Annotated in this window: 14 protein-coding genes and 2 tRNA genes; 13 read left to right on the top strand and 3 right to left on the bottom strand. The window is 66.9% G+C overall.

All coding sequences use genetic code 11. The features are described 5' to 3' along the window. Nucleotides 1-127 precede the first annotated feature (127 nt). The 11 genes from AC1DIQ_RS00080 (at nt 128) to AC1DIQ_RS00030 (ending at nt 12,085) form a co-directional block, all read left to right on the top strand. On the top strand, nt 128-742 hold the full coding sequence (locus tag AC1DIQ_RS00080; RefSeq protein ID WP_070474651.1) for a CDP-alcohol phosphatidyltransferase family protein: 615 nt from the start codon (nt 128-130) through the stop codon (nt 740-742). Nucleotides 743-794: 52 nt separating this feature from the next. After that, nucleotides 795-1,886 carry a class III poly(R)-hydroxyalkanoic acid synthase subunit PhaE gene (gene phaE / locus AC1DIQ_RS00075; protein ID WP_478049215.1) on the top strand — a complete coding sequence of 364 codons (1,092 nt, stop codon included), beginning with the start codon at nt 795-797 and terminating at the stop codon, nt 1,884-1,886. Beyond that, complete coding sequence (gene phaC, locus AC1DIQ_RS00070; RefSeq protein WP_121037331.1) at nt 1,883-2,953, top strand: class III poly(R)-hydroxyalkanoic acid synthase subunit PhaC; 1,071 nt, start codon at nt 1,883-1,885, stop codon at nt 2,951-2,953. The genes phaE and phaC overlap by 4 nt, the downstream gene beginning before the upstream one ends. Beyond that, nucleotides 2,950-3,321, top strand: a complete 372-nt coding sequence (locus AC1DIQ_RS00065) for a YfeK family protein (RefSeq protein WP_478049214.1) — start codon at nt 2,950-2,952, stop codon at nt 3,319-3,321. The genes phaC and AC1DIQ_RS00065 overlap by 4 nt, the downstream gene beginning before the upstream one ends. A gap of 47 nt (nt 3,322-3,368) precedes the next feature. After that, entirely contained in the window at nt 3,369-3,572 is a 204-nt protein-coding gene (locus AC1DIQ_RS00060) for a PspC domain-containing protein (protein WP_350463229.1), read from the top strand. Continuing rightward, the gene (locus AC1DIQ_RS00055) at nt 3,569-4,027 is read left to right on the top strand and encodes a hypothetical protein (protein WP_183073656.1); all 459 of its coding nucleotides are present in this window, start codon (nt 3,569-3,571) and stop codon (nt 4,025-4,027) included. Before AC1DIQ_RS00060 ends, AC1DIQ_RS00055 begins: the two co-directional genes overlap by 4 nt. Before the next feature lie 159 nt (nt 4,028-4,186). Beyond that, a complete protein-coding gene (locus AC1DIQ_RS00050) occupies nt 4,187-4,402 on the top strand; it encodes a hypothetical protein (RefSeq protein WP_121037322.1) in 216 nt (71 codons plus the stop codon). A gap of 207 nt (nt 4,403-4,609) precedes the next feature. After that, nucleotides 4,610-6,985, top strand: a complete 2,376-nt coding sequence (locus AC1DIQ_RS00045; RefSeq protein ID WP_152151247.1) for a Tex family protein — start codon at nt 4,610-4,612, stop codon at nt 6,983-6,985. Between the two features lie 251 nt (nt 6,986-7,236). Next, nucleotides 7,237-9,435, top strand: a complete 2,199-nt coding sequence (locus AC1DIQ_RS00040) for a PAS domain S-box protein (RefSeq protein WP_478049213.1) — start codon at nt 7,237-7,239, stop codon at nt 9,433-9,435. Between the two features lie 280 nt (nt 9,436-9,715). Continuing rightward, nucleotides 9,716-11,578, top strand: coding sequence for a methyl-accepting chemotaxis protein (locus AC1DIQ_RS00035; RefSeq protein ID WP_478049212.1), 1,863 nt, complete (start codon nt 9,716-9,718; stop codon nt 11,576-11,578). A 96-nt stretch (nt 11,579-11,674) separates the two neighbouring features. Further along, a complete protein-coding gene (locus tag AC1DIQ_RS00030) occupies nt 11,675-12,085 on the top strand; it encodes a DUF4189 domain-containing protein (RefSeq protein ID WP_226956585.1) in 411 nt (136 codons plus the stop codon). 71 nt (nt 12,086-12,156) lie between these two features. Here the strand turns inward: AC1DIQ_RS00030 and AC1DIQ_RS00025 are convergent. Beyond that, nucleotides 12,157-12,243, bottom strand: a tRNA-Leu gene (locus tag AC1DIQ_RS00025). Between the two features lie 124 nt (nt 12,244-12,367). Here AC1DIQ_RS00025 and AC1DIQ_RS00020 point away from each other — a divergent pair. Beyond that, complete coding sequence (locus tag AC1DIQ_RS00020; RefSeq protein WP_121037162.1) at nt 12,368-12,748, top strand: response regulator; 381 nt, start codon at nt 12,368-12,370, stop codon at nt 12,746-12,748. A 7-nt stretch (nt 12,749-12,755) separates the two neighbouring features. On the opposite strand, the gene AC1DIQ_RS00015 is transcribed toward AC1DIQ_RS00020, so the two are convergent. Then, a complete protein-coding gene (locus AC1DIQ_RS00015) occupies nt 12,756-13,712 on the bottom strand; it encodes an SOS response-associated peptidase family protein (protein ID WP_478049211.1) in 957 nt (318 codons plus the stop codon). 105 nt (nt 13,713-13,817) lie between these two features. Between AC1DIQ_RS00015 and AC1DIQ_RS00010 the strand changes: the two genes are divergently transcribed. After that, nucleotides 13,818-14,234: a GNAT family N-acetyltransferase gene (locus tag AC1DIQ_RS00010; protein ID WP_121037158.1), complete on the top strand. Its 417-nt coding sequence runs from the start codon at nt 13,818-13,820 to the stop codon at nt 14,232-14,234. Between the two features lie 49 nt (nt 14,235-14,283). Here AC1DIQ_RS00010 and AC1DIQ_RS00005 read toward each other — a convergent pair. Beyond that, nucleotides 14,284-14,359: transfer RNA gene (locus AC1DIQ_RS00005), tRNA-Glu, on the bottom strand. Between the last annotated feature and the right edge of the window lie 38 nt (nt 14,360-14,397).

Raw genomic sequence — 14,397 nt, 5'->3', positions numbered from 1 at the left:
CAAAAATTCACCGCAGGTCGTGCTGGCGTGAACGGCGCGGCAAGCGGAAGTACGGTGGCGTAGGGAACGCTGTCCCGGCGCGGGCCGCTCGCGGTACTCTCTTGCGATTGCCGCCACCTGATCCTTCATGAAACGTCACTTCTCGATGTTGCGCGAGTTCCACCTGGCTGACTGGTTCACCTTGGCCAACGCGTTCTGTGGCACCGGGGCGGTCTTTGCCGCCATGCGGTATCTGCAGGATGGCGAGCGCAGCTATCTGCTGTTCGGCATGGCCCTGATCCCCTTGGCCTTCATTTTCGATGCGCTGGACGGGCGCATCGCGCGCTGGCGCAAGTCCAGCTCCACGCTGGGCCGTGAGCTGGATTCGCTGTCGGACATCATTTCCTTCGGTGTCGCCCCGGCCGCGCTGGCCTACGCCTGCGGCATGCAGGGCGGCTGGGACTGGCTCGTGCTGAGCTACTTCGTCTGCTGCGGCGTCAGCCGCCTGGCCCGCTACAACGTGACCGCCGAAGCACTGGCCGGCGAGGGCGACAAGGTGCCGTACTTCGAGGGCACCCCGATCCCGACCAGCCTGGCGCTGGTGGTGGTGCTGGCCGTGGCGGCCAGCGTCGGGGCGACCGGCGCGGACCTGTGGCTGGGCCAGTGGCAGCTGGGCCCGTGGCAGCTGCACCCGCTGGTGCTGCTGTTCGCGCTGTCCGGCTCGCTGATGATCAGCAAGACCCTGCGCATCCCCAAGCCGTGAGGCAGGGCAGCGCGGCATTGCTATCATCGTTTCCCGAGACGGGAGGACGGTCATGACCACGGCGGGCAGCGGCAGCGGCGCAGGCGATGTAGAGGCCCTGGCGCGGCAGTATTTCAGTGCCTGGGGCGATGCCCTGCGGCATGCTGCGGCACCGCCCGGCCATACCGCCGGCCCCGAGGGGCAGGGCAACTGGCAGCAGGCGATCGACTGGTGGGCGCAGATGATGCCCAACGCCGCCAGCGGCCCGGCCGATGAAGCCGTGCACCGTTTCCGTGAGCAGGCCGGTGGCTGGTACGGCACCATGCAGCAGGTGGCTGCGCAGTTCGCCGGCCGCGACACCACCAGTGCGGAAGTCGCGCAGGCGTGGCGTACGGCAGTGCTGGGCCAGGGCGACGGGCTGCTGCAGTGGATGCTGCAAGGCGCGCGTGGGCACACCCATGCCGAGGGGCCGGATCTGCTGCAGCTGCTGGAAACCCTGCAGCGCCAGCTTGGCCCGTGGCTGCAGAGCCCGGCGTTTGGTCCCGGCCGCGAGCACCAGGCGCGCTGGCAGGCGCTGCTGCGGGCCCAGCAGGACTACCAGGCGCACTCGCGCGACTACGTGGATCAGATCAAGCAGGCGCTGGACGATGCGTTCACCCTGTTCGAGCAGCGCCTGGCCGAACACGAACAGCCCGGCAACCAGCTGACCAGTGCGCGGGCGATGTTCGATCTGTGGATCGACGCGGCCGAAGAGGCGTACGCGAAGGTCGCGCTGTCCGAGCCGTTCCAGGCGGTCTACGCCGCGCTGGGCAACGCCCAGATGCGGCTGCGCGCGGCCACCCAGCAGGAAATCGAACGGTTGACCGAGAGCTTCGGGCTGCCGACACGCACCGAAATGGACGCGGCGCATCGGCGGATCGCCGAGCTGGAGCGGCTGGTGCGGCGCATGGCCGCCGGCGCGGGTGCGGCACCTGCCAGTGCGGCCAAGGCGCGCAAGCCCGCAGTGAAACCCGCCGCCGCGAGCCAGCGCACAACCCGCGCTTCCAGGCCGGCCAAGGCCACCGCCAAGCCCTCCAAGGTCACCAAGGTCACCAAGGTCACCAAGCCCGCCACCACGCCGACCAAGCCGACCAAGCCGACCAAGCCAAGGAAGCGCAGCGTATGAAGGGCCCCCTGGGCTTCAACGCCGAAGATCTTCTGCAGGAAACCCTGGCCATGCAGCGCAAGCTGATGGACGGGCTGAAGCTGCTGCCCTCGGTGGACGATGTCGATTACGGCGCGACCACCCGCGAGGAGGTCTGGCGCGACGGCAAGGTCACGCTGTACCGCTTCGTCGGCAGCGAGCCGCCGCTGCATGCCACACCACTGCTGATCGTCTATGCGCTGGTCAACCGGCCGTACATGGTGGATCTGCAGACCGACCGCTCGCTGGTGCAGAAACTGCTGGCACTGGGTCACGATGTCTACGTGCTGGACTGGGGCTACCCGGACCGCTCCGAGCGCTATCAGACGCTGGAGGATTACCTGCTGCGCTTCGTGGATGGCGCGGTGGATCACCTGCAGGCGCACAACGGCGGCGAGCCGATCAACATGCTCGGCATCTGCCAGGGCGGCGTGTTCGCGCTGTGCTATGCGGCGCTGCGCCAGGCCAAGCTGGCCAACCTGATCACGATGGTCACCCCGGTCGATTTCCATACGCCGGACAACATGCTCTCGCACTGGGCGCGCCAGGTGGACGTGGACCTGCTGGTGGACACGCTGGGCAACATCCCGGCCGACTTGATGAACGCCAGCTACCTGATGCTCAAGCCGTTCCGCCTCAACGTGCAGAAATACGTGGGTTTGCTGGACATCCTGGACGACAAGGATGCGCTGGAGGATTTCCTGCGCATGGAGAAGTGGATCTTCGACTCGCCCGATCTCGCCGGCGAAGCCTTCCGTGACTTCATCAAGCAGTTCTACCAGGGCAATGGCCTGATGCACGACGGCGTGCGCATCGGCGAGGACACCGTCGACCTCCAGCAGGTCACGTTGCCGGTGTTGAACATCTATGCCGAGCAGGACCATCTGGTCCCGCCGGATGCGTCACGTGCGTTGCGCAGCCGGATCGGCAGCACGGATTACACCGAGAGCAGTTTCCGCGGTGGCCACATCGGTATCTATGTCTCCGGGCGGGCCCAGCGCGAGGTCCCCGGTACAATCAACGATTGGTTGAAGGAACGTTCCGCATGACCCATCGCACCCGAGCCCTGCTCGCACTGGCCCTCATCGCCCCCAGCGTGGCGCTGGCCGCCCCGACCGACACCGCGCGCCGCGAGATCGCCGGCCTGATCGGCGCGCTGGATGGCTCCAGTTGCCGCTTCCAGCGCAATGGCAGCTGGCACGATGCGGCCGAGGCGCGGGCCCATCTGCAGCGCAAGTACGACTACCTGCTCAAGAAGGACAAGGTCGACACGGCCGAGCAGTTCATCGAACGTGCCGCCAGCCAGAGCAGCATGAGCGGCAAGCCCTACCGGATCGCCTGCCCGGGCCAGCCCGAACAGACCGCAGCGGTGTGGTTCGGCGCGCGCCTGAAGGCCCTGCGCCAACGCGCCCCGTAGACACGGTTCGCGCTAGAGTCGGCACCTACCGGCTCGAGACCCCGTGCATGAACACACCGACGCGCCCGCTGTCCCGTTCGCTCAACGACCGCATGATCGCCGGGGTGATGGGCGGTATCGCGCATCGCTACGGCTGGAACGTCACCCTGGTACGGGTGCTGTTCGTGCTGATCTCGATCGGCTCGGCGGCCTTCCCGGGCATTCTGATCTATCTGATCCTGTGGCTGTTGATCCCCAACGAGGCCGATTGAGCCTGTCACCGGTGCTGCTGCGCGCGCTGCAGGTGCTCGGGGCGCTGTGGACCTCACCCAACACCCTGATCGGCCTGGCCGCCGGCACCGCCGGCATGCTGGCCGGTGCGCGCCCGTCATGGAACGGGCGCGACTGCGCGATCGTGTTCCGCGAATTTCCGTGGGGCCCGGGCGGAGCGATCACACTGGGCAACGTCATCCTGCACACCGGGCCGGTGCTGGATGTGCCGTGCCGGACGTATGCGCATCAGGCCGGCCACGCCACCGAACCGGTGATCGGCCTGCACGACCATGAGCGGGCGCACGTCTACCAGTATCTGGTGTTGGGGCCGCTCTATCTGCCCGTGTACCTGCTGTGCGGTGGGGTGAGCGCGCGCAATCCGTTCGAGCGCGCGGCCGATGTCTATGCGCTGCAGGGGCGGGGCTGGTGGCCATCCATTCGTGATCCGCAGTGACGTTATCTCAGCGTTAAATCCATGTAAGAAAAACGTCGACAACGCGACGTCATCTGCATGCAAAAAAACGTTATTAGCCTGCATGACGAACCAGTCAGGTTTACCGGGGTAAGCTTGCAGCGCTGTATGAGCAAACGTTTTTCTGGAGGAATACATCACATGGCAATCGTTCTTTATGTCGGTGGTAGCAAGGATGGCGACAAGGGCCTGGTGCCCCATGGTTTCAGCAAGTCCCAGGCCGATACCGAACTGGGTCCGGAGATCTACACCGAGCGGTTCATGGAACTGCAGGGTGTGGGCAAGGTGCGGGTGATGGCGTTGGAGTCGATGCAGGACGAGATCGTCCACCAACGCGCGGCCGTGCATTACCGGTAAGCCAGTCACACCGCAGAGGTGCCCGGTTGTCACGGGCGCCCGCGCCGGCATCCCAGCCCCACGCAGGATGCCGGCGTGAACGCAGGACCCCTCGTAGGGTCATCGCCGCGGGGCGACAGGTTCGGCCCGGCCTGTCAACGGCTTTCCCCCGCCGCCGCGCATCGCCAGAATGGGTTCTTTCCGCAAAAGCGGCTCCGGCCGGAAGCAATGCCTGACATCAAGCTCGCGCAGCAGATCGCCCAGACCATCGCCGATGAGATCGGTGCCCAGACCGCCCAGGCCCTCGCCGCCATCGCCCTGTTGGACGAAGGCGCCAGCGTTCCGTTCATCGCCCGCTACCGCAAGGAAGTCACCGGCGGCCTGGACGATACCCAGCTGCGCAACCTCGAAACGCGCCTGACCTACCTGCGTGAGCTGGAAGACCGCCGCGCCGCGGTGCTGTCCAGCATCGACGAACAGGGCAAGCTCAGCGACGAACTGCGTAACGAGATCCTCGGCGCGGACACCAAGTCGCGCCTGGAAGATCTGTACCTGCCGTACAAGCCCAAGCGCCGCACCCGTGCCCAGATCGCGCGCGAAGCCGGCCTGGAGCCGCTCGCCGATGGCCTGCTGGCCGATCCGGGCCTGGACCCGCAGGTGTTTGGCGCGACCTTCGTCGATAGCGACAAGGGCGTGGCCGACGTCAAGGCGGCCCTGGAAGGTGCGCGCGCGATCCTGATGGAGCGTTGGGGCGAAGATGCCGCGCTGGTCGGCGAGCTGCGCACCTGGCTGGGCGAGAACGGCGTGATCCGCGCACGTGTCGCCGAGGGCAAGGAAGAGCAGGGCGCCAAGTACCGCGATTACTTTGAACACGCCGAGTCGCTGGCGAAGATTCCGTCCCACCGCTTGCTGGCACTGTTCCGCGCGCGCCGCGAGGAAATCCTGTTCCTGGAACTGGACCCGGGCAGCGATGCCGAGGCCGGCAATCTGTATGCCGAAGGCCGTGTCGCGCACAACGCGGGGATCCGTGATGCCGGCCGCCCCGGTGATCGCTGGCTGCTGGACGCCTGCCGCCTGACCTGGCGCGCCAAGCTGCACATGCACCTGCTGCTGGACCTGTTCAACCAGGCGCGCGAAAAGGCCGAGGCCGAAGCCATCTCGGTCTTCGGCGACAACCTCAAGGATCTGCTGCTGTCGGCCCCGGCCGGCCCCAAGGCTGTGCTCGGCCTGGACCCGGGGATCCGCACCGGCTGCAAGATCGCGGTGGTCGATGCCACCGGCAAGCTGGTCGCCACCGACACCATCTACCCGCACGAGCCGCGCCGCCAGTGGGACCAGTCGCTGCACACGATCAAGCAGCTGTGCGTGCAGCACAACGTGGAACTGATCGCGATCGGCAATGGCACCGCCAGCCGCGAGACCGACAAGCTGGCCGGTGACGTGATCAAGGCGCTGGGCGACACCAAGCTGCAGAAGATCGTGGTCAGCGAAGCCGGCGCATCCGTCTACTCGGCGTCGGAATTCGCGGCCAAGGAGTTCCCGAACCTGGACGTGTCGATCCGCGGTGCGGTATCGATCGCGCGCCGCCTGCAGGATCCGCTGGCCGAGCTGGTCAAGATCGAGCCCAAGGCGATCGGTGTGGGCCAGTACCAGCACGACGTGGACCAGTACCGGCTGGCGCGTGCGCTGGATGCGCGCGTGGAGGACTGCGTCAACGCGGTCGGCGTGCACGTCAACACCGCCTCGGCGGCGCTGCTGTCGCGCGTGTCGGGGCTGTCGTCCACCGTGGCCGAGAACATCGTGCGGCATCGCGACGACAACGGCCCGTTCAAGCGCCGCAAGGACCTGCTCAAGGTGCCGCGCCTGGGCGAGAAAACCTTCGAGCAGTGCGCCGGCTTCCTGCGCATCGCCGATGGCGACCAGCCGCTGGATGCCTCCTCGGTGCACCCGGAAGCCTACCCCGTGGTGGAGCGCATCGTGGCCGCCACCGCACGCCCGATCAAGGCACTGATTGGCGACGGCAGCTTCCTGCGCGGGCTCAAGGCGGAGCAGTTCACCGACGCCACCTTCGGTGTGCCGACCGTGCGCGACATCCTCAAGGAGCTGGAAAAACCCGGCCGCGATCCCCGCCCGGAGTTCAAGGCGGCCCGTTTCGCCGACGGGGTCGAGGAGCTGAAAGACCTCAAGGTCGGCATGATCCTGGAAGGCGTGGTCAGCAACGTGGCCGCGTTCGGTGCCTTCGTGGATATCGGGGTGCACCAGGATGGACTGATCCACATCTCCGCGCTGTCCGATACCTACGTCAAGGACCCGCGTGACGTGGTCAAGGCCGGTGACATCGTCAAGGTGAAGGTGCTGGAGGTGGACGTGGCGCGCAAGCGCATCGCGCTGACCCGCCGCCTGGATGACACTCCCGCCCCGGCCAAGGCTCCCGGTGAGCGCGATGCGCGCCCGGCCGGGGGTGGCCGCCGTGACGGCGGGGCGGGCAATGGTCCGCGCGGTGGCGGTCGTGGCAACCCGCCCGGGCCGCGCCCGGGCAGCGCCGCACCGCCGGCCAACAACGCGCTGGCAGACGCCTTCGCCCGGGCCAAGCGCGGCGGCTGACAGCGCTGTTGGTGCCTGCCAGGGGCCGCCTTCGGGCGGCTTTTGGCGTTTCCCGGGGTCCCGGTGGCCGGGGGCACTTCTGGTTTGACGCGCGTTTACGCACACTTCCCCTTGAATGCCCGTAGGGTGGGTGGACGGCGGGGAGCCCAGATGACAGACGACCAGGCAGGACCGGGCAACCGGGCGGGCCGCAGCGCCGATCACCGCGCTGGCGCAGGGCTGTGCGCGGCGTGTCGGACCGGAGCGCACGCATGAGCCGGCAACCGGACGCCCCCCTTGATGCGGCCGCCGCGCTGCGCGACATGGCCGAGCAGCGGCATCGGCTGGAAATGATCATCGAAGGCACCGCGGCGGGCACCTGGGACTGGGACATCCCGGGCAATCAGATGCGGGTCAACGAGCGCTGGGCGGAGATCGTCGGCTATACGCGCGAGGAACTTGCGCCGATCACGCCGGAGACATTCTTCAAGCTGGTGCATCCCGACGATCTGGCCCAGTCCAATGCGCTGCTGGAGGATCATCTGGAAGGTCGCTCGCCGCATTACGACAGCCTGTGCCGGATGCGCCACAAACAGGGCCACTGGATCTGGGTGCAGGACCGTGGCCGCGTCTACGAGCGCGATGCGCAGGGCCGCCCGCTGTGGATGGCCGGTGCCCACGCCGACGTCACCGAACTGCAGCAGGCCCGCCAGGAGGCGGCCAACATGCGCCAGCGCCTGCAGGCGGTGGTGGATGCGTCTGATGAGGTGGCGGTGATCGCCACCGATGTCGATGGGGTGGTCAATCTGTTCAACACCGGTGCGCAGAAGCTGCTCGGTTACCGCCCCGATGAAGTGATCGGCCGGGTCAACCCGGGGCTGTTCCACGATCCGGATGAGATGCGCGCCTACCTGCAGCCGCAGCTCGATGCGGATGGGCGCATGCCGACCATTTTCGAAGCGCTGACCGCGCGCGCCGCGCAGGGCACCTGGTCGCACCAGTGGACCTTCCTGCGCAAGGACGGCGAGCGGCGCCAGGTGCGCCTGTCGATCAGCCCGCTGGACTGCGCCGGCGGCAACCGGATCGGCTACGTCGGCATGGCGGTTGACCTTACGCCCCTGCTGCAGGTGCGCGAGCAGGCCTTCGTCGCGGCGGAGAAGTTCGCCGGCGCGTTCTCCTCGGCGGCGCTGGGCATGGCCCTGGTATCGCTGGAAGGGCGCTGGCTGGACGTCAACGATTCGCTGTGCGGCATCCTCGGCTACACCCGTGCCGAACTGCTGCAGATCGATTTCCAGACGCTGACGCATCCGGACGATCTGCATACCGATCTGGCCCTGCTCGGCGACCTGCTGGCCGGGCGCCGCGAGCATTACCACATGGAGAAGCGTTACCTGGGCAAGGCCGGCAACCTGGTCTGGGGGCGGCTGTCGGTGTCGCTGGTGCGCACGGAAAATGGCGAGCCGCTGCATTTCGTTTCGCAGATCCAGGACGTGACCGCCCAGCGGCTCAGCGGCCAGCAACTTCGCGAATCCGAGCAGCGCACCCGCGTCACGTTGGATGCGGTGGCCGACATGGTGCTGACCCTGGACCTGCACGGCGGCATCCAGTACGCCAACGCCGCGGCCACCCGCGCGCTGGCCGGGGAGGGCGCTGGGGCCCTGGCGGGCAGCCAGCTGCAGGAGGTGATGGAGCTCACGACCGAATACGCGCCGCGCTCCCCGCTGGATGTGGCCGTGCTGCTCGACCCGGACAGCAATGCGGTCGACCTGCATTCGGACCTGCTGTTGTCAGTGGGGGCGCATCTGCTGCCGGTCGACCTGACCCGCGCCTGGCTGCGCGATGAAAACGGCCAGACCACCGGCGCGGTCTGGGTGATCCGTGACGTCACCCAGCAGCGTGCGCGCCAGCGTGAAGCCCGGCATCTGGCCGAAATCGATCCGCTGACCGAGCTGAGCAACCGGCGCGGCTTCGAAGCGCACCTGCAGCAGGCCATCACCCGGGTCGCGCGGACCGGGCAGTCGGCCTCGTTGATGTATATCGACCTGGACCACTTCAAGCCGGTCAACGATACCCATGGCCATCTGGCCGGCGATGCCGTGCTGTGGGCGGTGGCCAGCGTGCTGCGGCACGGCGTGCGCGATTCGGACATCGTGGCGCGCTTGGGGGGCGACGAGTTCGCGGTGATCCTGGCCGGCTGTTCGCTCAAGCGTGCCCGCCGCATCGCCAGCGATCTGCTCGAGGCGATGCGGGGGTTGTCGATCCCCTGGGACCAGCGGCGGTTGAGTGTGGGTGCCAGCATCGGCATCGCGCCATTGTTCGGGGGCATGAGCGTGGATGACGCGGTCGCCGCGGCCGATGCACAGTGCTACCGGGCCAAAGCGATGGGACGCGACAACGTCCAGGTGGAGGCCGACGCGCTCGGGGCCGTGGATCCCCTCGACGCCCTGGATGCGAGCGAAAGTGGCGAATGAGCACGGCCGGCCCTGCGCGGCGCCGGCCCGATGGTCGCCCTAAAGGTTTCAGAATCTCCGCCGTTATATGACTCGCAGTTGCTGCCCGTCTGCTCACGTGGATATCTGGCCGTACACCTTTTTTAAATGGTTCATGTTCGCCGGCCCGCCCGGTGTTTGAAGCCCATCGAAGTTGCGTCATCCCCACTGACGATCTTCGTGAGTCCCAGCCAACGGAATACCGCCACCGGGCCACCGCCCGGCGCTGACCTATTCGCTAACCGGACACCGAGGTCTAACGATGATTACTTCAGGCTTGCACACGCATGTGCCAGGTCGCGCCAGCGACGCCGACGCCGACGCCGGGTCGTTGTGGCGAACGCTCACGGCATGGTTCGTTTCCCGTCGCGCGGCCCATGGCAGCGCGGCATCGGCCGCGCTGCAACGGCAGGCCGAGCTCGAAGAGCAGATCAAGGCGCTGCATAGAGTCCAGGCCGTCATCGAGTTCCACCTCGATGGCACCATCGTGCATGCCAACGACAATTTCCTGCAGACACTGGGCTACACGCTGGAGGAGATCCAGGGCAGGCACCACGCCATGTTCGTGGATGCCGAGTATGCGAAGAGCGGGGAGTACCGGGACTTCTGGGCCAACCTGGGCCGCGGTGAGTTCGACGCCGGCCAGTACCGGCGGATCGGCAAGGGTGGACGCGAGATCTGGATCCAGGCGTCCTACAACCCGGTGTTCGACAGCAACGGACGACCGTACAAGGTCGTCAAGTTCGCGACCGACATCACCGCGCAGAAATTGCAGGCGGCCGACTTTGCCGGCCAGCTCGCCGCGATCAACACATCGCAGGCCGTGATCGAGTTCGACCTCGAGGGCCGCATCCTGGCCGCCAACGAGAACTTCCTCGCTGCCATGGGCTATGCACTGGAGGAGGTGCGCGGGCAGCACCATGCGATGTTTGCCGAACCGGCGTATCGCGAGAGCGCGCAATACCGTGCGTTCTGGGCAAAGCTCGGCCGCGGCGAGTACGATGCCGGCCAGTACAAGCGCATGGGAAAGGGCGGGCGCGAGGTCTGGATCCAAGCTTCGTACAACCCGATCTACGATATGAACGGACGGCCGTTCAAGGTGGTCAAGTACGCTACCGACATCACGGCCCAGGTGCGTGACTCCCTGGCGCTGCAGCAGGCCGTCGCGCAGACGCGTGAAGTGGTGGCGGCCGCGCAGGGTGGCGATCTGACCGGCCATATCGCCACCCAGGACAAGACCGGCCCGATCGCCGAGTTGTGCGAGGGCATCAATGCGCTGGTCGAAGCGATGGCCGGCATCATCACCCAGATCAAGCTGGCGGCCGACACCATCGCCGTGGGTGCCAGCGAGATCGCCGAAGGCAACAGCGACCTGTCCGTGCGCACCGAGCAGCAGGCGGCCTCGCTGGAGGAGACCGCCGTCTCGATGAAGGGGCTGACCGCAACCGTGCGGCGCACCGCGGACAACGCCCGCCAGGCCAATGAGCTGGCCGGTGGCGCGGTCGAGGTGGCGGCGCAGGGTGGCCACGTGGTGCAGGAGGTGGTCTCCACCATGTCGCTGATCAATGACTCCTCGCGGCGCATCGTCGACATCATCGGCGTGATCGACGGTATCGCGTTCCAGACCAATATCCTGGCCCTCAATGCCGCCGTCGAAGCGGCCCGTGCCGGCGAGCATGGCCGCGGCTTTGCGGTGGTCGCCTCGGAAATCCGCTCGCTGTCGCAGCGTTCTGCCGAAGCCGCCAAGGAGATCAAGCAGCTGATCGGCGACTCGGTGGAGAAGGTCGGGGCGGGCACGCGCCAGGTCGAAAGCGCGGGCCGCACCATGGACGAGATCGTGGTCAGCGTGAAACGCGTGAGCGATCTCATGGCCGACATCAGCGCGGCGGCCCAGCAGCAGAGCGAGGGCATCGAGCAGATCAACCAGGTGGTCGAGCACATCGACGAGAGCACCCAGCAGAATGCCGCGCTGGTCGAAGAGGCCTCCGCGGCGGCCCGCAGCATGGAAGAGCAGTCCACCCAGTTGCTGCAGACGGTGGCGGCGTTCCGGGTGGCGGGGGCGGGCACGCATCGCTCGGTGCACCTCAATCCCACTACTGGCCAGCCCGCATTGCGTCTGGTCTGACTGCCGTGCGGGATGCATACGGCGCGCGGCTTTGGGATACTCGATCTTCCAAGGACAGGTCGGAGTATCACAATGCGGATTGCACCACGGTTGAGCATGCTGCTGGTCATGGGGATGGCCCTGCCTTGCACTGCGGGCGCGGCGTCGGCGGTGTTTTACGACGCCGACACCGGTGCCTACGGCTATTCGATGAACAACCGCAGCGTCAGCACGGCCATGCAACAGGCGCTGGGGTATTGCGCGCAGCGCTCACCCAACTGCAGCACTGTGGCCAGCACGTCGGAAGGCGGTTACTCGGCGCTGTATACGGGCACGGGTGCCATGGGTGTTGCCCTGTCCGCACAGGATGATGCCGCTGCTCAGCGCAAGGCCGAGGCGATGTGCCGGCGAAAAGCAGGGGACTGCCGGCTGGCGCTGCTGTGGCGCGAAGAAACGGTGGCCCCGTCCGTGCCGCCGGTTCCCCCGATCCCGCCACATACCCTGCCTCCGATCGAGCCGGCCGGGTAACGGTCGCGGCGCTGCCGAGCAGAATGAAAAAACGCCCCGGATCCGTCGATCCGGGGCGTTCTGGTTTTCCATGGTGCCGAAGGTGGGACTCGAACCCACACGCTTTTAAGGGCGGCGGATTTTGAGTCCGCTGCGTCTACCGATTCCGCCACTTCGGCTGGCTGGCCGCGTAGTGTATACAAGATGTCGGCATTTGTGCAGACCTGAATGCTTAAGTTCCTGTCAGGGTTTCACCTACGCAGGACGCTATACTCATCGCGCTGAACCATACAGGGAGTCGTCATGAGCGCGCTGCAGGATCTTCGGGTGCTGGTGGTGGAGAACGACGAAATGAGTGCCGCCCTGCTGCAGATGCAGTTGGTGCAGTCTGGCGCGGTGGTGGTGGGGCTGGCGGCGTCGGTATCCGAGGCGCTGCGGCTGCTCGGCGAGACCCAGCCACACGTGGTGCTGCTGGATTACCGCCTGGCCAACAATGAAACCAGTGAAGCGGTTGCTGCGGCGTTGGCCGCGCGCCAGATTCCCTTCGTGCTGGCCACCGGCATGGCGACCGAGCATCTGCCCGAGGCCTTCCGGGCAGGCATCATCCTGACCAAGCCCTACCTGACGGCCGAGTTGAATGCCGCGCTGGGGCGGGCACGGATAGGCGATTCGGTCGCCGGCTGAGCAGCGCTCACGCCGCTTCGGCGTGCGCCAGTGTTACCGGCTCGCGATCGTCCAGGATCCGGTACAGCGCAGCGAGGTCGCGGGGGTCCGGGTTCAACCAGGCATCCAGATGTTCGCGCCGGATCGGCACGATGCAACGGTCGTGGCCGGTGCGTGCCACATCGGCCGGTGGCGCGTCGGTGATCGCGGCAAACGACAGCAGGCGGCCTTCCGGTCCTTCCCACGCCGACCACAGGCAGGCGATCAACAGATCGCGCGGTGGCTGCGGGCTGAATTCCAGCACCACGTTCTCGGCTTTCTCGCCCGGCGACAGCCGCCGCTGTTCCAGGGCATGCCGCGGCACGTGCTCGTAGAACGATTGCACCACCACCACGCCATGCTGGTGGCCGAACGCGGATTTCCAGTACGCCTCCAGGCTGTCGCGGCGCGCGTTGTAGGTGCCCGGATACAGCACGTCGTTGCGCACGGGCTTGTCCGGCAGCCGGCATTGGTAGCGCATTGGCTTGATCACGCGCTGGCCCTGCTCGGACACGATCACCGGCGCGTAGACGCCGGGGAAAATGCGGCTGTCGCGCGGTACCAGGCCGGCACGCTGCAGATCGGACAGGCGCGTCTGCGCACGTTCAATCCGGTTGCCAGCCACGCGCAGTTCATTGCGCGCCTTCTGCGTGGGACGGGCGGCCAGGTGTTCTTCGGCCGCCTTCAGCCGGGCGCTCTGCAGGCGCACCTCCTCATCCAGCGCCTGCATCTCCTCGGCATGCCATTGCTGTATCCGCGCCACGATCTCCTGGCCCTGCGCGGTGCGCGCGCCGGCGAAGCCATCGTCCATCGCCTTGGGGGTTTTCGGGCGTTGCTTGCCGGCGTCATGGGCATACAGCTGGGCGAACTCGTCCAGGGACAGCATGGCACCGTACTCACGGACCAGCTTGGTGTAATCGGCGCGGATCTGGGCGGAATAGCACATGGCGGCGTAACAGGGTGGGTAGGGGGACAGGATAGGCCGGTGGGTCGCACATGCTGCGAATACGTTCGGGCATGCTGAGCGTCCATTCATTGCCGGACCGGTCTCATGTTGCTGCCTGCTGGTGTTCATTGCATTCCCCTGGCGCCGAGCGTGGAGGAATACCGCGCGCTGCGGGTGCTGGCCGGCCTGAGTCCGAAAACGGCCGATGCGGCGGCGCGTGGCCTGCCCAACACGGTCTTCGGTGTGAGCCTGCGCGAGGGCGACCGGTTGCTGGCGATGGGGCGGCTCATCGGCGACGGCGGCTGCTTCCTGCAGGTGGTGGATATCGCCGTGGTCCCGGACCGCCAGGGTCAGGGCCTGGGCAAGGCGGTGATGGCCGAGCTCGATGCCTGGCTGCACGCCAATGCCCAAGGTGCCTATGTGAGCCTGATCGCCGATGGCCAGGCGCACCGGCTGTATGCGCAGTTCGGTTTCAGCGTGACCGCGCCGCGCTCGGTGGGCATGGCGAAGGTGGTGGCGTAGGCCCATAAACAAACAGCCCCGACCGAGGTCAGGGCTGTCTGTTTGAAGCTGGCGTCCCCACGGGGATTCGAACCCCGGTCGCCACCGTGAAAGGGTGATGTCCTAGGCCTCTAGACGATGGGGACGCGTTAAACCGAATTTTGGCTTCTATCGGACGGCCTGT

It is taken from the genome of Stenotrophomonas sp. 05L413, assembly GCF_056397945.1.
This window is presented reverse-complemented; position numbering and strand designations above follow the sequence as displayed.

What these genes read in the sequence shown, in the direction of transcription:
- AC1DIQ_RS00080 (WP_070474651.1), top strand. Translation starts at nt 128, where the DNA reads ATGAAACGTCACTTCTCGATGTTGCGCGAGTTCCACCTGGCTGACTGG.
- phaE (WP_478049215.1), top strand. Translation starts at nt 795, where the DNA reads ATGACCACGGCGGGCAGCGGCAGCGGCGCAGGCGATGTAGAGGCCCTG.
- phaC (WP_121037331.1), top strand. Translation starts at nt 1,883, where the DNA reads ATGAAGGGCCCCCTGGGCTTCAACGCCGAAGATCTTCTGCAGGAAACC.
- AC1DIQ_RS00065 (WP_478049214.1), top strand. Translation starts at nt 2,950, where the DNA reads ATGACCCATCGCACCCGAGCCCTGCTCGCACTGGCCCTCATCGCCCCC.
- AC1DIQ_RS00060 (WP_350463229.1), top strand. Translation starts at nt 3,369, where the DNA reads ATGAACACACCGACGCGCCCGCTGTCCCGTTCGCTCAACGACCGCATG.
- AC1DIQ_RS00050 (WP_121037322.1), top strand. Translation starts at nt 4,187, where the DNA reads ATGGCAATCGTTCTTTATGTCGGTGGTAGCAAGGATGGCGACAAGGGC.
- AC1DIQ_RS00045 (WP_152151247.1), top strand. Translation starts at nt 4,610, where the DNA reads ATGCCTGACATCAAGCTCGCGCAGCAGATCGCCCAGACCATCGCCGAT.
- AC1DIQ_RS00040 (WP_478049213.1), top strand. Translation starts at nt 7,237, where the DNA reads ATGAGCCGGCAACCGGACGCCCCCCTTGATGCGGCCGCCGCGCTGCGC.
- AC1DIQ_RS00035 (WP_478049212.1), top strand. Translation starts at nt 9,716, where the DNA reads ATGATTACTTCAGGCTTGCACACGCATGTGCCAGGTCGCGCCAGCGAC.
- AC1DIQ_RS00030 (WP_226956585.1), top strand. Translation starts at nt 11,675, where the DNA reads ATGCTGCTGGTCATGGGGATGGCCCTGCCTTGCACTGCGGGCGCGGCG.
- AC1DIQ_RS00020 (WP_121037162.1), top strand. Translation starts at nt 12,368, where the DNA reads ATGAGCGCGCTGCAGGATCTTCGGGTGCTGGTGGTGGAGAACGACGAA.
- AC1DIQ_RS00015 (WP_478049211.1), bottom strand. Translation starts at nt 13,712, where the DNA reads ATGTGCTATTCCGCCCAGATCCGCGCCGATTACACCAAGCTGGTCCGT.
- AC1DIQ_RS00010 (WP_121037158.1), top strand. Translation starts at nt 13,818, where the DNA reads ATGTTGCTGCCTGCTGGTGTTCATTGCATTCCCCTGGCGCCGAGCGTG.